This is a genomic window from Streptomyces sp. NBC_01016 (assembly GCF_026341035.1).
Classification (GTDB): domain Bacteria; phylum Actinomycetota; class Actinomycetes; order Streptomycetales; family Streptomycetaceae; genus Streptomyces.
Genome location: NZ_JAPEOQ010000001.1, coordinates 2,727,506 through 2,751,882 on the forward strand (window position 1 = coordinate 2,727,506; position 24,377 = coordinate 2,751,882).

Genomic DNA, 24,377 nt, shown 5'->3' on the forward strand with positions numbered 1-24,377 from the left:
GCGGCTGGTGAGAGGCACAGTGTCGAGCCCCAAGAAGGCGGATGACGCCAAGAAAAAGGTGGACACCACAGCCTCGTCCCACACGCTTCTGGAAGGGCGGCTCGGGTACAAGCTCGAGTCCGCCCTTCTGGTGCGCGCGCTGACACATCGCTCGTACGCGTATGAGAACGGCGGCCTGCCGACGAACGAGCGCCTGGAATTCCTGGGCGACTCGGTCCTCGGCCTCGTGGTCACCGACACTCTCTACCGCACCCACCCCGACCTGCCGGAAGGCCAACTGGCCAAACTGCGGGCCGCGGTGGTCAATTCGCGTGCACTTGCGGAGGTCAGCCGTGGGCTCGACCTGGGTTCCTTCATCCGGCTCGGCCGGGGCGAAGAGGGCACGGGCGGCCGGGACAAGGCGTCGATTCTCGCCGACACCCTTGAAGCGGTGATCGGTGCGGTGTACCTGGACCAGGGTCTGGACGCGGCGGGCGAACTCGTCCACCGGTTGTTCGACCCACTCATCGAGAAGTCCTCGAATCTCGGTGCCGGCCTGGACTGGAAGACCAGTCTCCAGGAGCTGACGGCGACGGAGGGACTCGGCGTGCCCGAGTACCTGGTCACCGAAACCGGCCCGGATCACGAGAAGACCTTCACTGCTGCCGCCCGCGTCGGAGGCGTCTCGTACGGCACCGGCACCGGCCGCAGCAAGAAGGAAGCGGAGCAGCAGGCCGCTGAGTCCGCGTGGCGTGCGATTCGCGCTGCCGCGGACGAGCGGGAGGCTGCCGCGGATGCCGCGGCGGTCGATACGGCCTCCGGGGCGTAACCGCTCCGCTTCCTACGCCCGCCCCACCGGTTCGCCGGAGGGGCGGGCGTCGCATTTTTCTTGGCCTCCTGGGGCTCCGCCCCAGACCCCGCTGGCTCTCGTCCAAAGGCGGGGCTTGAATTGCCCCGCGATACGCTGCCCGAACCCAGCCCGCCTGCCCCCTCCGGAGGACTCCCGTGCCAGAGCTGCCCGAAGTGGAGGTCGTTCGGCGTGGGCTTGAGAGGTGGGTGGCGCATCGGACCGTCGCCGAGGTCGAGGTGCTGCACCCGCGGTCCGTGCGCCGGCACATCGCGGGCGGCGCGGACTTCGCGTCCCGGCTCAAGGGGCAGACGATCGGCGAGCCGAGCCGCCGCGGCAAGTATCTGTGGCTGCCGCTCCAGGGCTCGGGCATCTCCGTCCTCGCCCACCTCGGCATGAGCGGCCAGCTCCTGGTGCAGCCGCACGACGCTCCCGACGAGAAGCACCTGCGCATCCGCGTCCGCTTCGCCGACGACCTTTCGACGGAGCTGCGCTTCGTCGACCAGCGCACCTTCGGCGGGCTCTCGCTGCACGACACCGATGCCTCCGGCCTGCCCGACGTCATCGCGCACATCGCCCGCGACCCCCTCGACGCGCTCTTCGACGACGCCGCGTTCCACACCGCGCTGCGCGCGAAGCGCAGCACCATCAAGCGGGCCCTGCTCGACCAGTCCCTCATCAGCGGCGTCGGCAACATCTACGCGGACGAGGCACTGTGGCGCGCGAAGTTGCACTACGAGCGCCCCACGGCGACGTTCACCCGCCCCCGCACGGCCGAACTCCTGGGCCACGTAAGGGATGTGATGAACGCGGCGCTGAGCGTCGGCGGGACGAGCTTCGATGCCCTGTACGTGAATGTGAACGGGGAGTCGGGGTATTTCGACCGGTCGCTCGACGCGTACGGGCGCGAGGGCCTGCCGTGCCGGCGCTGTTCGACGCCCATGCGTCGGCGCCCGTGGATGAATCGGTCCAGTTACTACTGCCCGCGCTGCCAGCGCCCTCCGCGCACGGCCGTGTAGGCAGCGCGCGACGCGTCAGTAACCGAAGTCCTGCGTCCACCACGGCCCGCCCGAGCCGAAGTGCACGCCGACGCCCAGGGTCTTGAAGTCGCAGTTCAGGATGTTGGCCTTGTGGCCGGGGCTGTTCATCCAGGAGTCCATGACCGACTGGGCGTTGGCCTGGCCGCGGGCGATGTTCTCGCCGCCGAGGTCCGTGATGCCCGCCGCCTTGGCGCGGTCCCAGGGCGTCGCCCCGTCCGGGTCCGTGTGGTCGAAGAAGTCCCGCGAGGCCATGTCGTCGCTGAACGCCGTGGCGAGCGAGGCGAGGCCGCTGTCCGCCGTCACCGGGGAGCAACCCACCTTGGAGCGCTCCTGGTTGACGAGGGAGAGGACCTGCGCCGATGCCGCCTTCTCCGACGTGGTCGCCGCGCCGCCGCCCGCGCCGGAGGGCGCCTTCGTCCGCGCAGGTGACGACGGGGTGGCCGTCGTCGGGCTCGCGCTCTTCGTCCTCGTACCGCTGTCGTCGGCGGACCGGGACTGCTGCTCACGCTTCGACGGTTCGGAGGATCGCGGCGCGGCGCTCGAAGCGGACCGTGACGGTGTCGCGGACGGCGTGGCCCGCTCGGTGTCGCGGCTCGCAGCGGACGGCGCCCGGTCGTCGACCGCACCGTCCGTACTGCCCTGCGCCGTGACGTCGGGGGAGTCGGCGGCCTGCACCCTGCTGCCGTCACCGCCGCCGAACTTGAAGCTCCCGCCGCCGGGTATCAGTCCCGTGGTCACCGCGACCGCGCCCATCGCGACCGCGGCCGAGGCACCGAGCAGACCGGTGCGCAGCGGCACGCCGTCGCGCCTCTTCCGGTGGTGGGAGGTGCCGGGTGGTTCGGGAGGCGTGGGGCGCGGTGGGTACTCCGCGTAGCCCTGCGCAAAGTCGCTCGCGTGCGGGCGGCCGGCGGCGGAGCGTCGGTGGCGTCCCATGTCCTGTGCCTTCCTGGTCCTCTGGTCCTCGCGGTCGTCACTGTGGTGCGTGCTTCTCACCCGTACGAGTGAGGCTCGATGGTCGGGGACGCTACCCCAACTCCCCAGTGGGCGAAGTGCTCCGAGTGCTTTTGGCCGGTTAGCGTGCACCCATGAACGAAGAAGTACGGATCACGGCCTGGGTGCGAGGACGTGTCCAACGTGTGGGTTTTCGGTGGTTCACCCGTGCGCGTGCACTGGAGATCGGCGCCCTGAGTGGTTTTGCTCTCAATCTGGACGACGGGCGTGTCCAAGTGGTCGCCGAGGGACCGCGCGTCGCGTGTCAGCAACTGCTCGACTGGCTCCACGGCGACGACACACCCGGCCGGGTCGACGGTGTGACTGAGATCTGGGACACGCCCCGCGGCGGTTACGACGGGTTTGCCATCCGCTGAGTCGTTACCGCAGGCGGGCCCGGGTGAGGGGGCGCGGGACGTGCCGCAGGCACCTGCGTGCGGCAGAAACGCCCTGGTGGTTGCCAATAACAGGGACTCGTGGCAGGCTCCCCGGGAACGGATGATCTCTACGCCCCCGGGCCCCGAACGTGAGGCCGTACCGCAGGTTCTGCGGCGCGAAGCCCCCGGTTTGCCCGCCAATACGGGGCGTGATCGTGTTGACCGTCAAACTTTTTGGTGAGACTCTGGAAGTCCCCGCGCACCTTAGCTGTTTGGCATGTGAGAACGGCAGCAATACAAGAAGTGCCAAGCACCGCGGGTGCGAATCCCTCACGACCCACACCGCTTCGGTCGGTCACTCATTGTGGAGGACCATCCATCATGGCAAAGGCGCTTCTCGGTTACGTCGGCGGCAGCGACCCGCGACTTCTCGCCGAGATGCGACGGCTCCAGCAGCGCGTCCAGGATCTTGAATCCGAGCTCGGCCGTATTCAGGCCGAGAACGACGAGCTCGCGGCTGCCGCTTCTCACGACTCTCTCATCGAGGGTATCGACGTACCCCAGGCGGAGCCTGCGCTCACCTGACCACCCCCGGCGATCCAGGTGGTCGGGCATCGCCCGTAACCAGCCGCTATCACCCGCTCGACCGAGTAATCCAAGGGACGCTTCGGCGTCCCTTTTTCCTCTCGGTCGCACTTTCCGGTGCCCCCGCGCACTGTCTTTACCTTGACGTTCTATACGTCTGATGTGCCCTGCATGTTCACGCGTGAAACCGTGGGTGGGTTCATGGAGTGAGACAGGGGTGCCGGGTAGAGTCCGACGGCGTGCACCTCAAGGCCCTGACCCTGCGCGGGTTCAAATCGTTCGCCTCGGCCACCACATTGCGGTTCGAGCCGGGCATCACCTGTGTCGTGGGTCCCAACGGTTCGGGCAAGTCCAATGTCGTGGACGCCCTGAGCTGGGTCATGGGTGAGCAGGGTGCCAAGTCGCTGCGCGGCGGCAAGATGGAGGACGTCATCTTCGCCGGCACCACCGGGCGGCCCCCGCTCGGCCGCGCCGAGGTCTCGCTCACCATCGACAACTCCGACGGCGCGCTGCCCATCGAGTACGCCGAGGTCACCATCACGCGGATCATGTTCCGCAACGGCGGCAGCGAGTACCAGATCAACGGCGACACGTGTCGACTCCTCGACATCCACGAGCTGTTGTCGGACTCCGGCATCGGCCGCGAGATGCACGTCATCGTCGGGCAGGGCCAGCTCGACGGCGTGCTGCACGCCGATCCCATGGGCCGTCGCGCCTTCATCGAGGAGGCCGCGGGCGTCCTCAAGCACCGCAAGCGCAAGGAGAAGGCGCTGCGGAAGCTGGACGCGATGCAGGCCAACCTCTCGCGCGTACAGGATCTGACCGAAGAGCTGAGGCGGCAGTTGAAGCCGCTGGGCAGACAGGCCGCTGTCGCGCGGCGGGCCGCCGTGATCCAGGCCGACCTGCGTGACGCGCGACTGCGGCTGCTCGCGGACGATCTCGTACGGCACCGTGAAGCGCTCAGCACCGAGGTCGCCGACGAGGCGGAGCTGAAGCGGCGCAGGGGCGCGGCCGAGGAGGAGCTGAAGAAGGCGCTGCTGCGCGAGGGGCACCTGGAGGACGCGGTCCGGCAGTTGACGCCCCGGCTGCAGCGGGCGCAGCAGTCCTGGTACGAGCTGTCGCAGCTGGCCGAGCGGGTGCGCGGCACGGTGTCGCTGGCCGACGCGCGGGTCAAGAGCGCCACGGCGGCGCCCGCGGAGGAGCGGCGCGGCCGTGAGCCCGAGGACCTGGAGCGCGAGGCCGCGCGGGTGCGTGAGCAGGAGGCCGAGCTCGAAGCAGCCCTCGAAGCGGCGCAGGTTGCCCTGGACGAGACGGTTTCCCACCGGGCGGACCTGGAGCGGGAGTTGGCGGTCGAGGAGCGCCGGCTCAAGGACGTCGCGCGGGCCATCGCCGACCGGCGGGAGGGCCTCGCCCGCCTTCAGGGGCAGGTCAACGCCGCCCGCTCCCGGGCCGCTTCCGCGCAGTCCGAGATCGACCGGCTCGCCGCCTCCCGGGACGAGGCACAGCAGCGGGCGGCCGCCGCGCAGGAGGAGTACGAGCAGCTGCAGGCCGAGGTCGACGGGCTCGACGCCGGTGACGAGGAGCTCTCCACGCGGCACGAGGCGGCCAAGGCCGCGCTCGCCGAGGCGGAGGCCGCGCTGAGCGCCGCGCGGGAGGCCGCCACGTCCGGGGAGCGCAAGCGCGCGGCGCTCGCGGCCCGGCACGAGGCGCTCGCGCTCGGACTGCGGCGCAAGGACGGCACGGGTGCGCTGCTCGGCGCGAAGGACCGGTTGACGGGGCTGCTCGGCCCCGCCGCCGAACTGCTGTCGGTGGCGCCGGGGTACGAGGTGCCGGTGGCGGCGGCGTTCGGCGCGGCGGCCGACGCGATCGCGGTGACCACCCCCACGGCCGCGGCCGACGCGATCCGCCTGCTGCGCAAACAGGACGCGGGGCGGGCGTCGTTGCTGCTCGCCGCTGACACGGACGGCTCGGCCGCCGAGACCCAGCAGCCGGGCGGACCTCCGTACGCCGCCGAACTGGTCCGTGGACCAGATGAGTTGATGCCCGCCGTGTGCCGGCTCCTGCGCGGAATCGTCGTCGTAGGGACGCTCGAGGACGCCGAGGATCTGGTGTACGCGCGGCCCGACGTGACCGCGGTGACCGCCGAAGGCGATCTGCTCGGCGCGCACTTCGCGCACGGTGGATCGGCCGGAGCGCCGAGCCTCCTGGAGGTGCAGGCGTCCGTCGACGAGGCCGCCGCAGAGCTGGAGGAGCTGGCGGCCCAGTGCGAACAGTGGGCCGAGGCGCAGCACGCCGCGGCCGAGCGGCGCACCGAGTGTGCCGCGCTCGTCGAGGAGTTGGGGCAGCAGCAGCGGGTCATAGAGCGTGAGCGTTCCGGCCGGGCGCAGCAGCTCGGCCGGCTCGCCGGGCAGGCGCGCGGCGCCGCGGGCGAGGCCGAGCGCAGCGCCGCCGCCGCGACCAAGGCGCAGGACGCGCTGGAGAGCGCCGTACAGGACGCCGAGGAGCTGGCCGAGCGCCTCGCCGTGGCCGAGGAACAGCCCGCCGACGAGGAACCCGACACCTCCGTGCGCGACCGCCTCTCCGCCGACGGCGCCAACGCCCGGCAGACGGAGATGGAGGCGCGCCTCCAGGTGCGTACCCACGAGGAGCGCGTCAAGGGGCTCGCGGGGCGTGCCGACTCGCTCGACCGGGCCGCCCGCGCCGAGCGCGACGCACGCGCGCGTGCCGAGCAACAGCGCGCCCGCCGCCAGTACGAGGCCTCCGTCGCCGAGGCCGTCGCCTCCGGAGCGCGCCAGCTGCTCGCGCACGTCGAGGTCTCCATCACCCGGGCCGACGAGGAGCGGACCCTCGCCGAGCGGGCGAAGGCGGCGCGGGAGCAGGAGCTCGGCGCCGAGCGGGCGCGCGGTCGCGAGCTCAAGGAAGAACTCGACAAGCTGACGGATTCGGTCCACAAGGGCGAGGTACTCGGCGCCGAGAAGCGGCTGCGGATCGAGCAGCTGGAGACCAAGGCGCTGGAGGAACTCGGTGTCGAACCGGCCGGACTTGTCGCGGACTACGGTCCCGACCAGCTCGTGCCGCCCTCGCTCCCCGCCGAGGGCGAGGAGCTGCCCGAGACTGCATCAGACAGCGGCTCCGCCGCGGGCGAGCACCCGGGCAACAGGCCCCGCCCGTTCGTCCGTTCGGAGCAGGAGAAGCGGCTGAAGTCCGCGGAGCGTGCGTACCAGCAGCTCGGCAAGGTCAACCCGCTTGCTCTCGAGGAGTTCGCGGCGCTGGAGGAGCGCCACAAGTTCCTCAGCGAGCAGCTGGAGGACCTGCGGAAGACCCGCGCCGACCTGCTTCAAGTGGTGAAGGAGGTCGACGAGCGCGTCGAGCAGGTCTTCACCGAGGCCTACCGGGACACGGCACGCGAGTTCGAGGGAGTCTTCAGCCGGCTGTTCCCGGGCGGTGAGGGACGGCTCGTCCTGACCGACCCCGAGAACATGCTCACGACAGGTGTCGATGTCGAGGCCCGCCCGCCGGGCAAGAAGGTCAAGCGGCTCAGCCTGCTCTCGGGCGGCGAGCGGTCGCTGACCGCGGTGGCGCTCCTCGTGGCCATCTTCAAGGCGCGGCCGAGCCCGTTCTATGTGATGGACGAGGTGGAGGCAGCGCTCGACGACACCAACCTGCAGCGCCTCATCCGCATCATGCGGGAGCTGCAGGAGGCCTCGCAGCTCATCGTGATCACACACCAGAAGCGCACGATGGAGGTCGCCGACGCGCTGTACGGCGTCTCCATGCAGGGCGACGGGGTGTCGAAGGTCATCAGCCAGCGGCTGAGCTAGGCCCGGGTGTACTGGCCTCTACCACTGTTCAAGTCTTGAACACGTCACGCCACAGCCATGCCTGAAATTCACAGGACCCGAAGTATTGACTTCAAAACATGAAGGCATAGTCTCTGCAACGTTGCTTTTACCTTCAGGTGGTGGGCGGCGTGAAGTTATGCGCCACTGGAATCGCATCTGAAGGGCTCGCCCCCACCCCCGGCAGCGAGGCCGGTGGCCCGAGGAGTACATGTGACCAGCAGTGCGGCACCGCAAACGGGAGCCAGGCAGGAACAGCCCGGCAATCTCCGACGTGTCACCTTGATCGCGGCCGGTGCCGCCATGGGTGGCTTCCTCTTCGGCTACGACAGCTCAGTCATCAACGGAGCCGTCGAAGCCATCCGTGACCGGTGGGACATCGGCTCCGCGACCCTCGCTCAGGTCATCGCCATCGCGCTGCTCGGCTCGGCCATCGGCGCCGCGACCGCCGGACGGATCGCCGACCGGATCGGCCGCGTGCGGTGCATGCAGATCGCGTCCGTGCTGTTCATCATCAGCGCCATCGGCTCGTCGATGCCGTTCGCGCTGTGGGATCTGATGGTGTGGCGGATCATCGGCGGGTTCGCCATCGGCATGGCCTCGGTGCTCGGCCCGACGTACATCGCCGAGGTGGCGCCGCCGGCCTACCGCGGCCGGCTCGGCTCCTTCCAGCAGGCCGCCATCGTGCTCGGCATCGCGATCTCGCAGTTGGTCAACTACGGCCTGCTGAACGCCGCGGGCGGCGACCAGCGCGGTGAGCTGCTCGGCCTGGAGGCCTGGCAGGTCATGCTCGGGATCATGGTGATCCCCGCCGCCCTGTACGGCGTGTTCACGTTCATGATCCCGGAGTCGCCGCGTTACCTGCTCGCCAAGGGCCGGAAGGAAGAGGCCCGCAAGGTCGTCCGGCAGGTCGAGGGCGACGGGGCCGACGCGGAAGCGCGCATCGCCGAGATCGAGCACGGCATGAAGAACGAGCGCCTTTCGACCTTCAGGGACCTGAAGGGCAGCTTCATCTTCAAGCCGATCGTCTGGGTCGGTATCGGCCTCGCGGTCTTCCAGCAGTTCGTCGGCATCAACGTCGCGTTCTACTACTCCTCGACGCTGTGGCAGTCGGTCGGCGTGAACCCGGAGGACTCGTTCTTCTACTCGTTCACGACGTCGATCATCAACATCATCGGTACCGTCGTGGCGATGCTCCTGATCGACCGGGTCGGCCGTAAGCCGCTCGCTCTCGTCGGCTCCGTCGGTATGGTCATCGGTCTCGGCTGCGAGGCCTGGGCGTTCTCGTCCGACCTGGTCAACGGCCAGCTGCCGACCACGCAGGGCTGGGTCGCCCTGATCGCCGCCCACTGGTTCGTCTTCTTCTTCGCGATGAGCTGGGGCGTCATCCTCTGGGTCATGGTCGGCGAGATGTTCCCGCCGAAGATCCGTGCCACCGCCATCGGCGTCGCGTCGATGTTCAACTGGCTCGCGAACTACGCCATCACCGCGACGTTCCCGTCCCTGTCCGACTGGAACCTGGGCGGCACGTACGTCATCTACACCATCTTCGCGGCGCTCTCCATCCCCTTCACCCTGAAGTTCGTGAAGGAGTACAAGGGCAAGACGCTGGAGGAAGCGGAAACGGTCTGACCACCGCTCCCGCCCTCCCCGGGACCCGGGGAGATGGGTCAAGTCCCCGCTGCCATCTCCCCGCTGCCGTCACTGCCCCGGCCGAAGGACCTACGACTGGTCCTTCAGCCGGGGCAGTACGTTTTCGCAGTACAGCTGCAGGCTGCGGCGGCCCTCGTCCAGGGGCATGCCGCCGGAGAGCGGATGCAGGATGTAGTTGTCGAGCCCCTGCGCCAGGCACTCGTCGGGCGTGAGGACCCGGTAGACGCCCTCGGCGCGCAGCTCCTCGACCGTCGCCGCGCCCGATTTCACGGCCGACTTGATGTCCTGCGACTGCCAGGACGCGTACGTCCGCGCCTCGTGCAGGAAGTGTTCGCCGTGCTCGGCCCAGGTGCGGTCCGGGTCGTCCGACAGGTGCAGGAGCGGGGTCACCTTCCCCGGCATCATGGTCCAGCCCTCGGTCCCGTACTCCTCCAGGAGCTCCTTGTAGTACGCCTCGATCTCCGGCAGGTGTGCGCTCGGGAAGAACGGGAGGCCGAGCCGGGCCGCCCGGCGCGCGGCCGCCTTCGAGGAGCCGCCCACCAGGAGCAGCGGGTGCGGCTGGGTGAAGGGGCGCGGGGTGACGCGGACCCGGCGGCCGCGGAACTCGAACTCCTCGCCGGTCCAGGCCTTGAGCAGCGTTTCGAGCAGCTCGTCCTGGAGCTTGCCGCGCCGCTTCCACTCCACGTCGAACTGCGCGTACTCCTCCGGCCGGTAGCCGATCCCGGAGACCGTCACCAGGCGGCCGCCGCTGAGCAGGTCGAGCACGGCGATGTCCTCGGCGAGGCGGAGCGGGTCGTGCAGCGGGCCGATGATGGCGGAGACGGTGACCGCGATGCGCTTCGTGGCCCCGAGGACCGCGCCCGCGAAGGTGAAGGGCGAGGGCAGCCAGTTGTTGGCGACGCCGTGGTGCTCCTCGGTCTGCACCGTGTCGATGCCCTGCTCGTCGGCGTAGCGGGCCATCTCGACGGCCGCCTGGTAGCGGGCGGCGAGCGTTTCGGGTGTGCCGGCGGGGTCGACGAGGTTGAACCGTACGACGGACACGGGCATGGAAAAGTCCCCCTCCGCGAGGCGTGGAGCCGGATTCGTGGAGGGGGACGTTAGCTGACGGAGCGTCAGGAGGCCATGGCCTCGACGGCGTCGGACTCGTCCGGGGCCGTCGTGGTGTCGGCCGGCTTGGGCAGCGCCAGGTACAGCAGGCCGGAGACGACGATCGTGACGACCCAGCCGAGGCCGTACTCACCGAGGAAGTTGTTCGAGGCGAGCGGGCCCGAGAACCAGGTCGACGACGTGAACAGCAGGCCGACGACCAGGCCGACCGCCCAGGCGACGCACGCGGCGGGGGAGAAGCCGCCCTTGTACCAGTAGGCGCTGGTGCGGGTGGTGTCGATCAGGGCGGCGGCGTCGTAGTGCTTGCGCTTGAACATGTCCGCGCCGAAGACGCCGACCCAGGCGGAGAAGGCCACGGCGAGCAGCGAGAGGAAGGAGATGAACGAGCTCATGAAGCTCGTCGCCACCAGCATCAGGATGGCGCCGAAGACCAGCGAGATCACCGCGTTGATGGAGACGGCCCAGTGGCGCGGCACCTTGAAGCCGAGGGTCTGCGCCGTGAAGCCGGCCGAGTACATCGACATGGCGTTGATCAGCAGCATGCCGACCAGGGCGATCAGCAGGTACGGCACCGCGATCCACAGCGGCAGGATCTCGCCGAGGAAGGAGACCGGGTCCTGGGCGGAGGCCAGGTCCGGGGTCGAGACCGCCATCACGGCGCCCATCAGGACCATCGGCAGCACGACGATGCCGGCGCCGCCGATCGAGTTCCCGATGATCCCCTTGGTGGAGGCCGTGCGCGGCAGATAGCGGGTGAAGTCGGGGGAGGACGGGATCCAGCTGACGCCACCGGCGGCGATCATGCCGATGCCCGCGACCATCAGGGACGTCTGCCCGGCGGGCTGCCCGAAGACCTCGGACCAGTCGGTGTTGATGACCAGGTAGACAAGCACCAGGACCGAGAAGATCCCGAAGAGGTACGTCGCGTACTTGTTGCACACCTGCACGACGTTGATACCGAGGCCCGAGATCGCGAACGTGGCGCACACGAACACGAACAGGGTGAGGATCACCAGGAAGTTGTTCTTCTGGATGCCGAAGAGGATGTCCAGGACGGTGAGCACGGCATACGCGCCGGTCACCGCGTTGATCGTCTCCCAGCCCCAGCGCGCGACCCAGATCAGCGAGCCGGGCAGCAGATTGCCGCGCTGCCCGAACACCGCGCGGGAGAGCGCCATACCGGGCGCGCCACCGCGCTTGCCCGCGATGCCGATCAGACCCACGAGGCCGTACGACACGATGGGCGCCGCGATCGCGACGACGATGGCCTGCCAGAAGTTCAGCTTGTACGTCACGACGAGGCTCGCGCCCATCGTGAGCAACAGCACGCTGATATTGGCGGCGACCCAGGTGGGGAAGAGCTCGCGGGTCTTGGCGGTGCGCTCGGCGTCGGGGACGGGCTCGATGCCGCGTGTCTCCAGCGCGCCTTCGGCTTCGGCGGTCTTGCTCATGCGGTGGGGTTCCGTGCCTCTCGCTCGGCTCGGCCGTGGGGGACGGAGAGCCGGTGGGGGGTGACGGGCCCGCAGGGCCCTTGTGGAGTGGTGTCGAGATCTGGGCGTGGTGTCCGGATCGCGTTGGACTCTACGCGCGTTGATGCGACGACTGCCATCGTACTTTAGTCCGAGTCGACCCCGTCAGAGGCCTTTGCCCTTTGGAGGAAGGCACGAACAAGGCTTGGGCGGGGTCCATGACTGATACTGGACGGGTTATGGAAACCGTCATCCTTGCTGTAGTCATCGCCGTGGTCGTGATCGGCGCGCTCGGCGGGCTCGTGATCGGCAGCCGCAAGAAGAAGCAGCTGCCCCCGTCCCCGCCGTCGGCGCCCGACATCACCACCGCCCCGCCCGCCGAGCCGCACGTCGGCGAAGAGGCCGAGACGCCGCGCGACGAAGCGCGGCGCACGATCGAAGAGGTCGATCTCCCCACCGCCGAGCCGGCCGCTCCGGAGGAACCCGAGGCCCCGGCCGTCGAGGAGCCCGCCGCTCCCGAGGTCGAGGTACCGGAGCCGACCGCGGGCCGCCTCGTGCGGCTGCGCGCCCGCCTTTCCCGGTCGCAGAACGCGCTCGGCCAGGGCTTGCTCACCCTCCTGTCCCGCGAGCACCTCGACGAGGACACGTGGGAGGAGATCGAGGACACGCTGCTCACCGCCGATGTCGGCGTGCAGCCCACCCAGGAACTGGTCGAGAATCTGCGCGAGCGCGTCAAGGTGCTCGGTACCCGCACGCCGGACGAGCTGCGCACGCTGCTGCGTGAGGAGCTCCTCAAGCTGCTCGTTCCCGAGTTCGACCGCACCGTGAAGACCGAAGGTTTCGCCACCGAGGGCACGACGCCCGGCATCGTGATGGTCGTCGGCGTCAACGGCACCGGCAAGACCACCACGACCGGCAAGCTCGCGCGCGTGCTCGTCGCCGACGGCAAGAACGTGGTGCTCGGCGCCGCGGACACCTTCCGTGCGGCCGCAGCCGACCAGCTGCAGACGTGGGGCGAGCGGGTCGGTGCGCGCACCGTGCGCGGCCCCGAGGGCGGCGACCCGGCGTCCATCGCCTTCGACTCCGTCAAGGAGGGCATCGATGAGGGCGCCGACGTCGTCCTCATCGACACCGCGGGGCGCCTGCACACCAAGACGGGGCTCATGGACGAGCTCGGCAAGGTCAAGCGGGTCGTGGAGAAGCACGCGCCGCTCGACGAGGTGCTGCTCGTGCTCGACGCGACGACGGGGCAGAACGGTCTTGTCCAGGCCCGCGTGTTCGCCGAGGTCGTCGACATCACGGGCATCGTGCTGACCAAGCTGGACGGTACGGCCAAGGGCGGCATCGTCGTGGCCGTGCAGCGGGAGCTGGGTGTGCCGGTCAAGCTCGTGGGTCTCGGCGAGGGTCCCGACGACCTGGCGCCGTTCGAGCCGGAGGCGTTCGTGGATGCGCTTATTGGCGACTAGCGGAGCTTCTCTTCGCACTTGGCGGGGAACTGCGGACCGGCTTCACCGGTCACGTGGTTCCCCGCTTTCGTTCATACGCAGGGCGAGCGGTGTGCCACGTACGCCAGTGTGCCCAGGAGCAGGCGTGCCTGCGGCGGTTGGGTCGCCGTGTCCAGGGACGGCGGGCGCAGCCACGTCGTCGGGCCGAGGCCGCCGCGGTCCGAGGGCGGCGCCGTGACGTAGGACCCCGCGCCCAGCGCGTGCAGGTCGAGGTCGGCGTCGTCCCAGCCCATCCGGTAGAGCAGCGTGGGGAGTTCGGCAGCGGCGCCCGGTGCCACGAAGAAGTGGGCGCGGCGCTGTGGGGTGGCGATGACCGGGCCGAGCGGGAGGCCCATGCGCTCCAGGCGGATCAGTGCGCGGCGCCCCGCGGCCTCCGGCACATCGATCACGTCGAACGCCCGGCCGACCGGCAGCAGTACCGCGGCGCCGGGGAACCGGCCCCAGAACTCGGCCACTTCGTCGAGCGTGGCCCCCGCCGGCACCACCGCGGCCGGGTCGAGGGGATGGGCGCCGGGGGCCGGGCAGCCGGCCTTTCCGCAGGAGCACTCGGAGCCGGCGGCGCGGGCGCCGGGCGCCACGTCCCAGCCCCAGAGGCCGGTGAACTCCGCCACCGTGGTGCAGTCCGAAGCGCGGCCGGACGTGCGGCCGCGGCGCCGTGAGCCGGTGCGCATCTCACGCATGCCGCCGATCGTGAAGCCCATGCCCCCTCCAACCCATCCCGTGCGCCAGTGGTTACGTGGTGGAATCGGATCGTTACCCAATGCGCACGCCGCTCCGGTGGGACCGGAGCTGATTCGCATTCGGGGTGGTGCGCCCGGTGTTGCGCGCCCCCGTCCACCCTGGTTCGCCTACTTCCGGCTGTCCTATGTCAAGTGAATCGCGTGGGGCCACTGCTGGGTTCATTCGAAGGGGTGGCGAATGGTGGCGTTTCCGTGTTCGCCCTCGCCGGAGGGGTGATCGTAGGATTACTTTCAGTGCACGAGCCCTGAGGGTGAGTGCACCCGTGGGTATGCCGGAGGCAAGTCGGTTTCCTGTTCGAGGAGTGACAACTGCCGGACGGGGAGCCTGGTTTGACGGCATCCTGGTAGGGCTTGCGGGCAAGGGTGTGAAGCCCAGTGGTCGACGGGACTTCGCACACAGCGGCTTAGATGGCTTTCAGGGATGGGGGCGTTCCAGTGGGCGGCAGCGGCGGTGGCGTCACGAACGCCGAGAAGCGCCCGAACGAGCTGCTCGGTTCGTGGTTCGTGCGCAGTGGCTGGTCCAAGGGCGAGCTGGCGCGCCAAGTGAACCGACGGGCCCGGCAGTTGGGTGCGAACCACATCTCCACGGACACCTCGCGGGTGCGCCGATGGCTCGACGGGGAGAACCCGCGCGAGCCGATCCCGAGGATCCTCAGCGAGCTGTTCTCCGAACGCTTCGGCTGTGTCGTCGCCGTCGAGGACCTCGGCCTGCGCGCCGCGCACCAGGCGCCCTCGGTGTCCGGCGTCGACCTGCCCTGGACCGCTCCCCAGACCGTGGCGCTCATCGGCGAGTTCTCGCGCAGCGACCTGATGCTCGCGCGCCGCGGCTTCCTCGGCAGCTCGCTCGCGCTCGCCGCGGGCCCCTCGCTGATCGAGCCGATGCAGCGCTGGCTGGTGCCGACCCCCGGCGCTTCGGCCAGGCCGGAGCCGGAGTCGGTCGCACAGCGTCGAGGGAACCGGCTCTCGAAGCCGGAGCTCGACCTCCTGGAGTCGACCACGGTGATGTTCCGCCAGTGGGACGCCCAGTGCGGCGGCGGTCTGCGCCGCAAGGCCGTCGTCGGCCAGCTCCATGAGGTGACCGACCTGCTGCAGGAGCCGCAGCCCGAGGAGACGACGCGCCGCCTGTTCAAGGTCGCCGCCGAACTCGCCGAGCTGGCGGGCTGGATGAGCTACGACGTGGGCCTTCAGCCCACCGCCCAGAAGTACTTCGTCCTCGCCCTGCACGCCTCCAAGGAAGCGGGCGACAAGCCGCTCGGCTCGTACGTGCTCAGCAGCATGAGCCGTCAGATGATCCACCTCGGCCGCCCCGACGACGCCCTGGAACTCATCCACCTCGCCCAGTACGGCAGTCGCGACTGCGCCAGCCCTCGCACCCAGTCCATGCTGTATGCGATGGAGGCCCGCGCGTACGCGAACATGGGGCAGCCCGGCAAGTGCAAGCGCGCCGTGCGGATGGCCGAGGACACCTTCACGGACGCCGACGACTGGGACGACCCGGATCCCGACTGGATCCGCTTCTTCTCCGAGGCCGAACTGCACGGCGAGAACAGCCACTCGTACCGGGATCTCGCCTATGTGGCGGGTCGCAGCCCCACGTACGCGTCGATGGCCGGGCCCGTGATGAAGCGCGCCGTCGAGCTGTTCGGGAAGGACTCCGAGCACCAGCGTTCGTACGCGCTGAACCTGATCGGGATGGCCACCGTGCACCTCCTGCAGAAGGAGCCCGAGCAGTCCACGGTGCTCGCGGGGCAGGCCCTGGAGATCGCCAGGAAGGTGCGCTCCGAGCGGGTCAACACCCGGATCCGTAAGACCGTCGCCACCGCGGTACGGGACTTCGGCGATGTCGCCGAGGTCATCGATCTCACCGAACAGCTCGCGTTCCATCTGCCGGAGACCGCCGAAGCGGCGGTCTGACGGCGGGGGAGCACCCCCACAAACGCCGGCCACGGCCATCCGTCCCGAAACAGCCCGACTCGGCTCCCCTACGCCAGGTCATCGCGGACGGAGACCGTGGCCGGTCTCTTTTTCCCGGTCCGGTCGCGTCACGGTAACGAGCGGCCCGGACACAATCCGGCATTTCATCCACCCGTAACACCCGCGACCTCTTCGTCACTGCGGCGAAACACCGAGGGGCCCGAACGGAAACGGCGCTGCGCCAATCTCATGGCGCATAACCGGCCCACCCCTCATGACCGCTCAGGCTTCGCCCGCACGGGGCCGTACCAACGACGAGGAGACGCCGATGGCACCAGCCATCACGCTGGCGGCAGACGCACCCACGCTGTCGCCCGCCAACACAGGCTTCATGCTGATCTGTTCCGCCCTGGTGATGCTGATGACCCCGGGCCTGGCCTTCTTCTACGGAGGCATGGTCCGCGTCAAGAGCACCCTGAACATGCTGATGATGAGCTTCATCAGCCTCGGGATCGTCACGATCCTGTGGGTCCTTTACGGCTTCTCCGTCGCGTTCGGCACCGACAAGGGCTCGCTCGTCGGCTGGGACGGCGACTTCGTCGGGCTCAGCGGGATCGGCATCACCGAGCTCTGGGACGGCTACACGATCCCGATCTACGTATTCGCGGTCTTCCAGCTGATGTTCGCGGTGCTGACGCCCGCGCTGATCAGCGGTGCGCTCGCGGACCGCGTGAAGTTCAGCGCCTGGGCGCTGTTCATCGCGCTGTGGGCCACGATCGTGTACTTCCCGGTCGCGCACTGGGTGTGGGGGACCGGCGGCTGGGCCTTCGAGCTCGGCGTGATCGACTTCGCCGGTGGTACGGCCGTGCACATCAACGCCGGTGCCGCGGCGCTCGGCGTGATCCTCGTCATCGGCAAGCGCATCGGATTCAAGAAGGACCCGATGCGGCCGCACTCGCTGCCGTGGACGATGCTCGGCGCCGGTCTGCTGTGGTTCGGCTGGTTCGGCTTCAACGCCGGCTCGTGGCTCGGCAACGACGACGGCGTCGGCGCGCTGATGTTCATCAACACACAGGTCGCGACCGCCGCCGCCATGCTGGCCTGGCTGGTCTACGAGAAGATCCGGCACGGCGCGTTCACCTCGCTCGGCGCCGCCTCCGGTGCCGTCGCCGGTCTGGTCGCGATCACTCCTTCCGGTGGTTCCTGCTCGCCGCTCGGCGCGATCGCCATCGGCGCCATCGCGGGCGTGCTCTGCGCCATGGCCGTGGGCCTCAAGTACAGGTTCGGCTACGACGACTCGCTCGACGTCGTCGGCGTCCACCTGGTCGGCGGCGTCGTCGGCTCCCTGCTCGTCGGCTTCTTCGCCACGGGCGGCGGCCAGTCCGACGTGGCGGGCCTGTTCTACGGCGGCGGCCTCGACCAGTTCTGGAAGCAGTGCGCGGGCGTCGGCGGCGTCCTCGCCTACTCACTGATCGTCTCCGCGGTCCTCGCCTTCGCCCTCGACAAGACCATCGGCATGCGGGTCGACGAGGACGACGAGGTCTCCGGCATCGACCAGGCCGAGCACGCCGAGACGGCGTACGACTACAGCGGCGCGGGCGGCGGCACCGTGGCCCGCCAGGCGGTTCCCGCCCCGGGCGCCGCCACCCCGAAGGACCCGAAGAACACGAAGAAGGTCGACGCATGAAGCTGATCACCGCGGTCGTCAAGCCGCACCGGCTCGACGAGATCAAGGAAGCCCTCCAGGCCTTCGGCGTCCAGGGTCTTACCGTGACAGAGGCCAGCGGATACGGCCGTCAGCGCGGGCACACCGAGGTCTACCGCGGCGCCGAGTACACCGTCGACCTGGTACCCAAGATCCGTATAGAGGTCCTGGTCGAGGACGACGACGCCGAGCAGCTGCTCGATGTCGTGGTGAAGGCCGCGCGGACGGGCAAGATCGGCGACGGCAAGGTCTGGGCGGTCCCCGTCGAGACGGCCGTGCGGGTGCGCACCGGTGAGCGTGGGCCGGACGCGCTGTAACGGACCATTCATGGACGGAACGGGAGTCGCTGGGTGACGAGTGTGAACGACGTACGCGCCGAATCAGAGGATTCCGGACCCAGCGGCTATGCGGCGGCCCGGCTGCGCCTCCTCCAGGGGGAGGCGCGGTCCGGGCCGCCGCGCCGTGCCGCCCTCGCGGAGCTGACCGACGACTGGCTCGCCGGGCTCTTCGGCAGTGGGGCGGCAGGGGTCTCGCTCGTGGCGGTCGGCGGCTACGGCCGCGGTGAGCTGTCCCCGCGCAGCGACCTCGACCTGCTCCTGCTGCACGACGGCTCGGCGGACCACGGGGAGGTCGCGGCGCTCGCCGACCGCATCTGGTACCCGGTGTGGGACCTGGGCCTCGCCCTCGACCACTCCGTCCGTACGCCGGCGGAGGCGCGCAAGACCGCGGGCGACGACCTGAAGGTGCAGCTCGGCCTGCTCGACGCCCGGCACCTCGCGGGTGACCTCGGGCTCACGGCGGGGCTGCGCACCGCCGTGCTCGCGGACTGGCGCAACCAGGCGCTGCGCCGGCTGCCCGAACTGCGCGAGCTGTGCGAGGAACGGGCCGAGCGCCAGGGCGAGTTGCAGTTCCTGCTCGAACCCGACCTGAAGGAGGCGCGGGGCGGACTGCGGGACGCCACCGCGCTGCGCGCCGTCGCCGCCTCATGGCTCGCGGACGCGCCCCGCGAGGGCCTCGCCGACGCGCGGCGCCGGCTCCTCGACGTACGGGACGCCCTGCATCTGGCCACCGGGCGGGCCACCGACCGGCTCGCGCTCCAGGAGCAGGACCAAGTCGCCGCGGAACTGGGCCTGTTGGACGCCGATACGTTGCTGCGGCAGGTGTACGAGGCCGCGCGCACGGTGTCGTACGCCAGCGACGTCACCTGGCGGGAGGTGGGCCGGGTGCTCAAGTCCCGGTCCGCCAAGCCGCGTCTGCGGTCCCTGCTCGGCGGCGGGAAGGCCGCGCCGGTCGAGCGTTCGCCGCTCGCCGAGGGCGTCGTCGAGATGGAGGGGGAGGTGGTGCTCGCCCGCGCCGCCAAGCCCGAGCGCGACCCGGTCCTGCCGCTGCGCGCCGCCGCCGCTGCCGCCCAGGCGGGCCTGCCGCTCTCCCTGCACGCGGTGCGCCGGATGGCGGCCGCCGCCCGCCCGCTGCCCGCGCCCTGGCCCGCAGAGGCCCGCGAACAGCTGGTCACGCTGCTCGGCGCGGGGCGCACGACCGTCGAGGTGTGGGAGGCCCTGGAGGCCGAGGGGCTGATCACCCGGCTGATCCCGGACTGGGAGCGGGTGCGGTGCCGGCCGCAGCGAAACGCCGTGCACACGTGGACGGTCGACCGGCACCTCGTCGAGACGGCGGTGCGGGCGTCCGAGTTGACGCGGCGCGTGCACCGGCCCGACCTGCTGCTCGTGGCGGCGCTGCTGCACGACATCGGCAAGGGCTGGCCGGGGGACCACTCGGTCGCGGGCGAGATCATCGCGCGGGACGTCGCCGCGCGGATCGGCTTCGACCGGGCCGATGTCGCCGTGCTCGCCTCCCTCGTACGGCACCACCTGCTGCTCATCGAGACCGCCACGCGCCGCGACCTGGAGGACCCGGCGACCGTACGGTCCGTCGCGGACGCGGTCGGCTCGACCGGAACGCTCGAACTGCTGCACGCGCTGACCGAGGCGGACGCGCTGGCCACCGGTCCCGCCGCCTGGTCGTCCTGGCGGGGCTCACTCGTCACCGACCTGGTCAAGCGGGTCTCGGCGGTGCTCGCGGGGGACGAGCCGGTCGACCCGGACGCCGCAGAGCCGACGGCCGAGCAGGAGCGGCTCGCCGTGGAGGCGCTGCGCACCGGCGGGCCCGTGCTCGCGCTGCGGGCACAGACGGACGCGGTGCCGACCGAGGGCGACGGGGCCGAGGAACCGGAGCCGCTGGGCGTCGAGTTGGTGATCGCGGTGCCGGAGCAGGACGGGGTCCTTCCGGCCGTCGCCGGGGTGCTCGCGATGCACCGGCTGACCGTGCGGACGGCGGAGCTGCGGGCGTTGACGCTGCCGGAGGAATTCAGTCAGGGAGCGGAGCGACTTCCTCCGAAGGGCGGTGGTGGGCGACGGGAGGGCATCGCCCTGCTGCTGGACTGGCGGGTCGCCGCCGAGTACGGCTCGCTGCCGCAGGCCGCGCGGCTGCGCGCCGATCTCGTACGGGCCCTCGACGGTTCGCTCGACATCGCGGCGCGGCTCGCCGAGCGGGACGCCGCGTATCCGCGCAGGCGCGGGGTGGTGGCGCCGCCTGCCCGGGTGACGGTGGCCTCGGAGGGCTCGCGGCGGGCGACGGTGATCGAGGTGCGGGCGCACGACGCGCCGGGTCTGCTGCACCGCATCGGCCGGGCGCTCGAGGCGTCCGGGGTGCGGGTGCGCTCGGCGCATGTGTCGACGCTGGGCGCCAACGCGGTCGACGCGTTCTACGTGGCCGGGGGCGACGGGGGGCCGCTGCCTTCGCAGGAGGCGGTGTCCGTGGCGCGGGGCGTGGAGGAGGCGCTGCGGGGGTGATTCCCCGGTGCGCGGGTGAGGGATTGAGCGGTTGAGCGGGGCGGGGCCGGGGTGTGTGAACCCCGGCCCCTGCCGCGTCACTTGCCGATGAAGCCGTTCGTCCGCAGGAAGTACAGCGCGGCCTGATCCGCGCTCTTGCCCTCCAGGTCGACCAGGCCGTTGAGCTTGATGATGGTCTTCTCGGTGAGCGCGTCACCGAGCTTCTTCGCCAGCTTCGCGAGCTGCGGGTACTTCTTCGCGGTCTCGTCGCGCACGGTCAGCGCGGCGAGCTCCGTGGTGAAGTGCCCCTTGTCGTCGTCCAGGACCTTGAGATCCAGGGACTTCAGGCGGGCGTCCGTGGTGAACACCTCGGCGAACTTGCAGGGGCTGCCCTTCGCCACGTTCACGAAGTTCAGCGCGAACGCGTTCTGATAGACCTGCGGCGCGCCGAACTTGAGCTTGTACGGGCTCTGCTCCAGCGCCCCCAGCTCACGGTCCAGGAACTCCGAGGCTCCGCACAGAGTGGCGTCCTCGGGGTGCTCCTTCGCCAGCTTCGCCAGGTCGCTGATCGAGTCGACCTTCCCGGCGCGGCCCTTCGCGTCGGAGGCGCGGGCCATCGTGTACTGGTTGCCGAACTTCGCAGGGCCCAGCCACTTGATCTTGTGCTTCTTCAGGTCCTCGCTCGACGTGGCCCTGAACTGCGCGGCGCTGCCCTGCACGGGTGTGTCGTGCTGCAGGAACTGGGTCCAGCCAGTGCCGGAGTAGTCCCAGTACATGTCGATGTCGCCGCCCTGCAGCGCGCTGCGGGCGATCGTGGTGCCCTGAAGGCCCGTCTGGTCCTTCGTCTGCGCCCCTGCGGCCTCGAGCGCGTACTTCGTGATCTTGCCGAGGATCTGCTGCTCGGTGAACTCCTTGGAGCCGACCGCGAAGTGCGCGCCCTTCAGGTCGACGTCCTTGGCGATCGAGCCGCCGTCGAGCTGCTTCTGGCTCGCCGTCCGCGGCAGGTTGTCGGAGGAACCGGCGGACGCGCCGGAGCAGCCCGTCAGGGCCGCGCCGAGCAGAGCGACGCACAGTGCCGCGGCCGGTCCGAATCGCATGTGTGTCTTCACTTCTCTCACAGGCCCCTTCTCACAGACCGCGCGGGCGCAGCAGGTTCTCGACGATCCCGGCGACCCAGTCCACGAGCAGCGCGAGGACGGCCACGAGCACACTTCCGGTGATCAGGACCAGGTTCCGGCTGGAGTTGATCCCGTTCGAGATCACATCGCCGAGGCCGCCGGCCCCGATGAACGTCGCGAGCGCGACCGTGCCCACCGTGATCACCAGTGCCGTACGGATACCGGCGAGCATCACCGGCACCGCGAGCGGCAGTTCGATCCGCCGCAGCACCTCCCACCGGGTCATGCCCATGCCCTGAGCGGACTCCAGGATCGACGGATCGACCTGCTGGAGGCCCGCGATGGTGTTGCGCAGCACCGGAAGCACCCCGTAGGCGACGAACGCGATCAGCGCGATCTGCGTCACCCCGAGGCTGACGAAGGCCACCGCGAGCAGCACGATCAGGCCGAGCGAGGGCAGCGCCTGCCCGATGCTGGCGATCGCGAGGACCGGCCCGGCGAGGGGGCGGGCCCAGCGGCGGGTGAGCAGCACGCCGAGCGGGATGGCGATCACCAGGATGAAGACCGTGGCGACCGCGGTCAGTTCGAGGTGCGTGAGGGTGCGGCTGAGCAGGTAGTCCGCGTTCAGGCTGCGCAGCTCGATCTGGTCCTTCTCCTGCCCGGAGACGTACCAGGCGAGGAGCGCGAGGACCACGGCGAGGGCGAGCGGGGTGAGGGCGAGGCGCCACAGCGGCGGCAGGACACGGGTGCGTTCGGTGGCCTTCGCTGCGGCCGGGAGCTCGTCGACGAGTGCCTGGGTCACGGCCGGGCCCCCTGCAGCAGACCGGAGCCGCCCTCGGCGTGGATCAGCATCCGCAGGGCGTCCAGGGTGACGACCCCGCGGTAGCGGCCCGCGTCGTCCACGACCGTCAGCGCGGACGCGTTCACGGCGAGCAGCTCGTCGAGCGCGTCGTACAGGCTCGTGCCGGGGCCGAGCGGGGAGATCAGCGGCAGTCGCGCGCCACCGTCCGCGGGCAGCCAGCCGACGGGGCGGCGGTCCTCGTCCAGGACCACCACGGACTCGCGGTCGCTGTCCATGGCCGCGTCCCGCTGGTCCTCGGCGCTCGCCGATTCGGCGACCGTGGGCCACAGCGGTACGTCGACGTTCCCGAGCCGGGTCAGCGAGAGGCGGCGGACGGCCGCGCCCGCGCCGATGAAGTTCGTGACGAACTCGCTGGCGGGCTCGGCGAGGATCTTCTCGGGGGTGTCGTACTGGACGACGTTGCCGTGCTCGGCGAAGACGGCGATCTTGTCGCCCATCTTCACGGCCTCGTCGATGTCGTGGGTGACGAAGACGATCGTCTTGCGCAGCTTCGACTGGATCTTGAGGAACTCGTTCTGCAGCGCCTCGCGGTTGAGCGGGTCGATGGCGCCGAACGGCTCGTCCATCAGCATCACCTGCGGGTCGCCGCCGAGCGCGCGGGCGACGCCGACGCGCTGCTGCTGGCCGCCGGAGAGCTGCTTCGGGTAGCGGCCGCGGTACGTGTCCGGGTCCAGGCCCACCATGTCGAGCAGCTCGTCCACGCGCGCGTGGACGCGCTTCTTGTCCCAGCCGAGCAGGCCGGGCACGGTGGCTATGTTCTGGGCGACCGTCTGGTGCGGGAAGAGCCCGGACTGCTGGATCGCGTAGCCGATGCGGCGGCGCAGCTCGTGCACCGGGATCTTCGTGACGTCCTCGTCGGCCAGGTGGATGCGGCCCGACGTCGGCTCGATCAGCCGGTTGATCAGCTTCATCGTGGTGGTCTTGCCGCAGCCGGAGGGCCCGACGAAGACCACGATCTTGCCCTCGGGGATCTCCAACGTCAGGTCGTCCACGGCCGGACGCTCCTGCCCTGCGTAGGACTTGGTCAGCCGGTCGAGCCGGATCATCGGGTGACCCCCTTCGGAGTGGTCAGACGGTTGAGCAGGGCGAAGAGCAGATCGAAGAGCAGCGCGAGGACAACGATGGCGAGCGCGCCCTCGAGCGTCAGATAGACGGCGAACGGGGTGCCCGCGCTGGCGAGTCCGTCGAGGATGAGCTTGCCGAGGCCAGGACCGTTCACGGCGGCGGCGATCGCGGCGATGCCGAGCAGCATCTGCGTCGCGACCCGCAGGCCGGTGAGGACCACGGGCCAGGCCAGCGGGAACTCGATGGTGGCGAGCACCTTGAGGCGCGTCATGCCCATCGCGTTCGCCGACTCGATGACGGCCGGGTCCAACTCGCGCAGACCGACCACCGTGTTACGTATGACGGGGAGCAGCGCGTACAGCGTCAGGGCCACGATCGAGGGGCCCGTGCCCAGGCCGAGCGGCGTGATGAGCAGGCCGAACAGCGCGTACGACGGGATCGTCAGAAGCAGCCCGGCCGCCCCGAGCACGGCGGCGCGCGGCGCCTTCGTCCGGTACGTCAGGATCGCCACCGGCACGCCGATGAGTACCGCGAGGGCCAGCCCTTCGAGGACCAGCAGGATGTGCGCGAGCGTGGCGTCGAGCACGTCGGGCCAGTTGCCCTGGAAGTAGTCGAAGAAGTTCACGCCGGCCTCCCTTGCGGTGCCGGTGGCCTACGGACCGGCCGGGTCGGCCGGTCCACAGAGGGGGCGGGGGAGGTCATCGGTGAACTCCTGTTCAGTTCATAGGTGCGTACGGCGGTTCGCCGCACGGCT

At 70.2% G+C, this 24,377-nt stretch carries 19 protein-coding genes; 11 read left to right on the forward strand and 8 right to left on the reverse strand.

Features of this window, described 5'->3' with window-relative positions:
* The first annotated feature begins 7 nt into the window (after positions 1 to 7).
* Together rnc and mutM are read left to right on the forward strand one after the other, a co-directional pair.
* Positions 8 to 808: a ribonuclease III gene (gene rnc, locus OG746_RS12745; RefSeq protein WP_266714556.1), complete on the forward strand. Its 801-nt coding sequence runs from the start codon at positions 8 to 10 to the stop codon at positions 806 to 808.
* A 176-nt stretch (positions 809 to 984) separates the two neighbouring features.
* Positions 985 to 1,845: a bifunctional DNA-formamidopyrimidine glycosylase/DNA-(apurinic or apyrimidinic site) lyase gene (gene mutM, locus OG746_RS12750; protein ID WP_266714558.1), complete on the forward strand. Its 861-nt coding sequence runs from the start codon at positions 985 to 987 to the stop codon at positions 1,843 to 1,845.
* A 15-nt stretch (positions 1,846 to 1,860) separates the two neighbouring features.
* On the opposite strand, the gene OG746_RS12755 is transcribed toward mutM, so the two are convergent.
* Positions 1,861 to 2,799, reverse strand: coding sequence for a CAP domain-containing protein (locus OG746_RS12755; protein WP_266714560.1), 939 nt, complete (start codon positions 2,797 to 2,799; stop codon positions 1,861 to 1,863).
* Positions 2,800 to 2,951: 152 nt separating this feature from the next.
* On the opposite strand from OG746_RS12755, the gene OG746_RS12760 reads away from it, so the two are divergent.
* The 4 genes from OG746_RS12760 (at position 2,952) to OG746_RS12775 (ending at position 9,289) form a co-directional block, all read left to right on the forward strand.
* The gene (locus OG746_RS12760; protein ID WP_266714562.1) at positions 2,952 to 3,233 is read left to right on the forward strand and encodes an acylphosphatase; all 282 of its coding nucleotides are present in this window, start codon (positions 2,952 to 2,954) and stop codon (positions 3,231 to 3,233) included.
* Positions 3,234 to 3,614: 381 nt separating this feature from the next.
* Entirely contained in the window at positions 3,615 to 3,818 is a 204-nt protein-coding gene (locus OG746_RS12765) for a hypothetical protein (protein WP_266714564.1), read from the forward strand.
* A 239-nt stretch (positions 3,819 to 4,057) separates the two neighbouring features.
* Positions 4,058 to 7,639, forward strand: a complete 3,582-nt coding sequence (smc, locus tag OG746_RS12770; RefSeq protein ID WP_266714566.1) for a chromosome segregation protein SMC — start codon at positions 4,058 to 4,060, stop codon at positions 7,637 to 7,639.
* Positions 7,640 to 7,870: 231 nt separating this feature from the next.
* Positions 7,871 to 9,289, forward strand: a complete 1,419-nt coding sequence (locus tag OG746_RS12775; RefSeq protein WP_266714567.1) for a sugar porter family MFS transporter — start codon at positions 7,871 to 7,873, stop codon at positions 9,287 to 9,289.
* 90 nt (positions 9,290 to 9,379) lie between these two features.
* Here the strand turns inward: OG746_RS12775 and OG746_RS12780 are convergent, their stop codons facing one another.
* Positions 9,380 to 10,357 (reverse strand): LLM class flavin-dependent oxidoreductase, encoded by a 978-nt coding sequence (locus OG746_RS12780; protein WP_266714569.1) that lies wholly within the window; start codon positions 10,355 to 10,357, stop codon positions 9,380 to 9,382.
* 65 nt (positions 10,358 to 10,422) lie between these two features.
* The gene (locus OG746_RS12785; protein WP_266714571.1) at positions 10,423 to 11,868 is read right to left on the reverse strand and encodes a cytosine permease; all 1,446 of its coding nucleotides are present in this window, start codon (positions 11,866 to 11,868) and stop codon (positions 10,423 to 10,425) included.
* Between the two features lie 257 nt (positions 11,869 to 12,125).
* On the opposite strand from OG746_RS12785, the gene ftsY reads away from it, so the two are divergent.
* Positions 12,126 to 13,352, forward strand: a complete 1,227-nt coding sequence (gene ftsY, locus OG746_RS12790; protein WP_266714573.1) for a signal recognition particle-docking protein FtsY — start codon at positions 12,126 to 12,128, stop codon at positions 13,350 to 13,352.
* Positions 13,353 to 13,423: 71 nt separating this feature from the next.
* On the opposite strand, the gene OG746_RS12795 is transcribed toward ftsY, so the two are convergent.
* Positions 13,424 to 14,092 (reverse strand): bifunctional DNA primase/polymerase, encoded by a 669-nt coding sequence (locus OG746_RS12795; RefSeq protein ID WP_266714575.1) that lies wholly within the window; start codon positions 14,090 to 14,092, stop codon positions 13,424 to 13,426.
* A gap of 474 nt (positions 14,093 to 14,566) precedes the next feature.
* Between OG746_RS12795 and nsdA the strand changes: the two genes are divergently transcribed.
* The 4 genes from nsdA (at position 14,567) to OG746_RS12815 (ending at position 20,599) form a co-directional block, all read left to right on the forward strand.
* On the forward strand, positions 14,567 to 16,045 hold the full coding sequence (gene nsdA / locus OG746_RS12800) for a transcriptional repressor NsdA (protein ID WP_266718909.1): 1,479 nt from the start codon (positions 14,567 to 14,569) through the stop codon (positions 16,043 to 16,045).
* 328 nt (positions 16,046 to 16,373) lie between these two features.
* Positions 16,374 to 17,732, forward strand: coding sequence for an ammonium transporter (locus OG746_RS12805; RefSeq protein ID WP_266714577.1), 1,359 nt, complete (start codon positions 16,374 to 16,376; stop codon positions 17,730 to 17,732).
* The gene (locus OG746_RS12810; protein ID WP_266714579.1) at positions 17,729 to 18,067 is read left to right on the forward strand and encodes a P-II family nitrogen regulator; all 339 of its coding nucleotides are present in this window, start codon (positions 17,729 to 17,731) and stop codon (positions 18,065 to 18,067) included. Before OG746_RS12805 ends, OG746_RS12810 begins: the two co-directional genes overlap by 4 nt.
* 33 nt (positions 18,068 to 18,100) lie before the next feature.
* Positions 18,101 to 20,599: a [protein-PII] uridylyltransferase gene (locus OG746_RS12815; protein WP_266714581.1), complete on the forward strand. Its 2,499-nt coding sequence runs from the start codon at positions 18,101 to 18,103 to the stop codon at positions 20,597 to 20,599.
* Between the two features lie 77 nt (positions 20,600 to 20,676).
* Here the strand turns inward: OG746_RS12815 and OG746_RS12820 are convergent, their stop codons facing one another.
* Genes OG746_RS12820 through OG746_RS12835 form a run of 4 tightly spaced genes read right to left on the reverse strand, consistent with a single transcriptional unit; the run spans position 20,677 to position 24,248 of the window.
* Entirely contained in the window at positions 20,677 to 21,675 is a 999-nt protein-coding gene (locus OG746_RS12820; RefSeq protein ID WP_266714583.1) for a glycine betaine ABC transporter substrate-binding protein, read from the reverse strand.
* A 31-nt stretch (positions 21,676 to 21,706) separates the two neighbouring features.
* Positions 21,707 to 22,498, reverse strand: coding sequence for an ABC transporter permease (locus OG746_RS12825; protein ID WP_266714585.1), 792 nt, complete (start codon positions 22,496 to 22,498; stop codon positions 21,707 to 21,709).
* The gene (locus OG746_RS12830) at positions 22,495 to 23,604 is read right to left on the reverse strand and encodes an ABC transporter ATP-binding protein (protein ID WP_266714587.1); all 1,110 of its coding nucleotides are present in this window, start codon (positions 23,602 to 23,604) and stop codon (positions 22,495 to 22,497) included. Before OG746_RS12830 ends, OG746_RS12825 begins: the two co-directional genes overlap by 4 nt.
* A complete protein-coding gene (locus tag OG746_RS12835) occupies positions 23,601 to 24,248 on the reverse strand; it encodes an ABC transporter permease (RefSeq protein WP_266714589.1) in 648 nt (215 codons plus the stop codon). Before OG746_RS12835 ends, OG746_RS12830 begins: the two co-directional genes overlap by 4 nt.
* Positions 24,249 to 24,377: the final 129 nt, after the last annotated feature.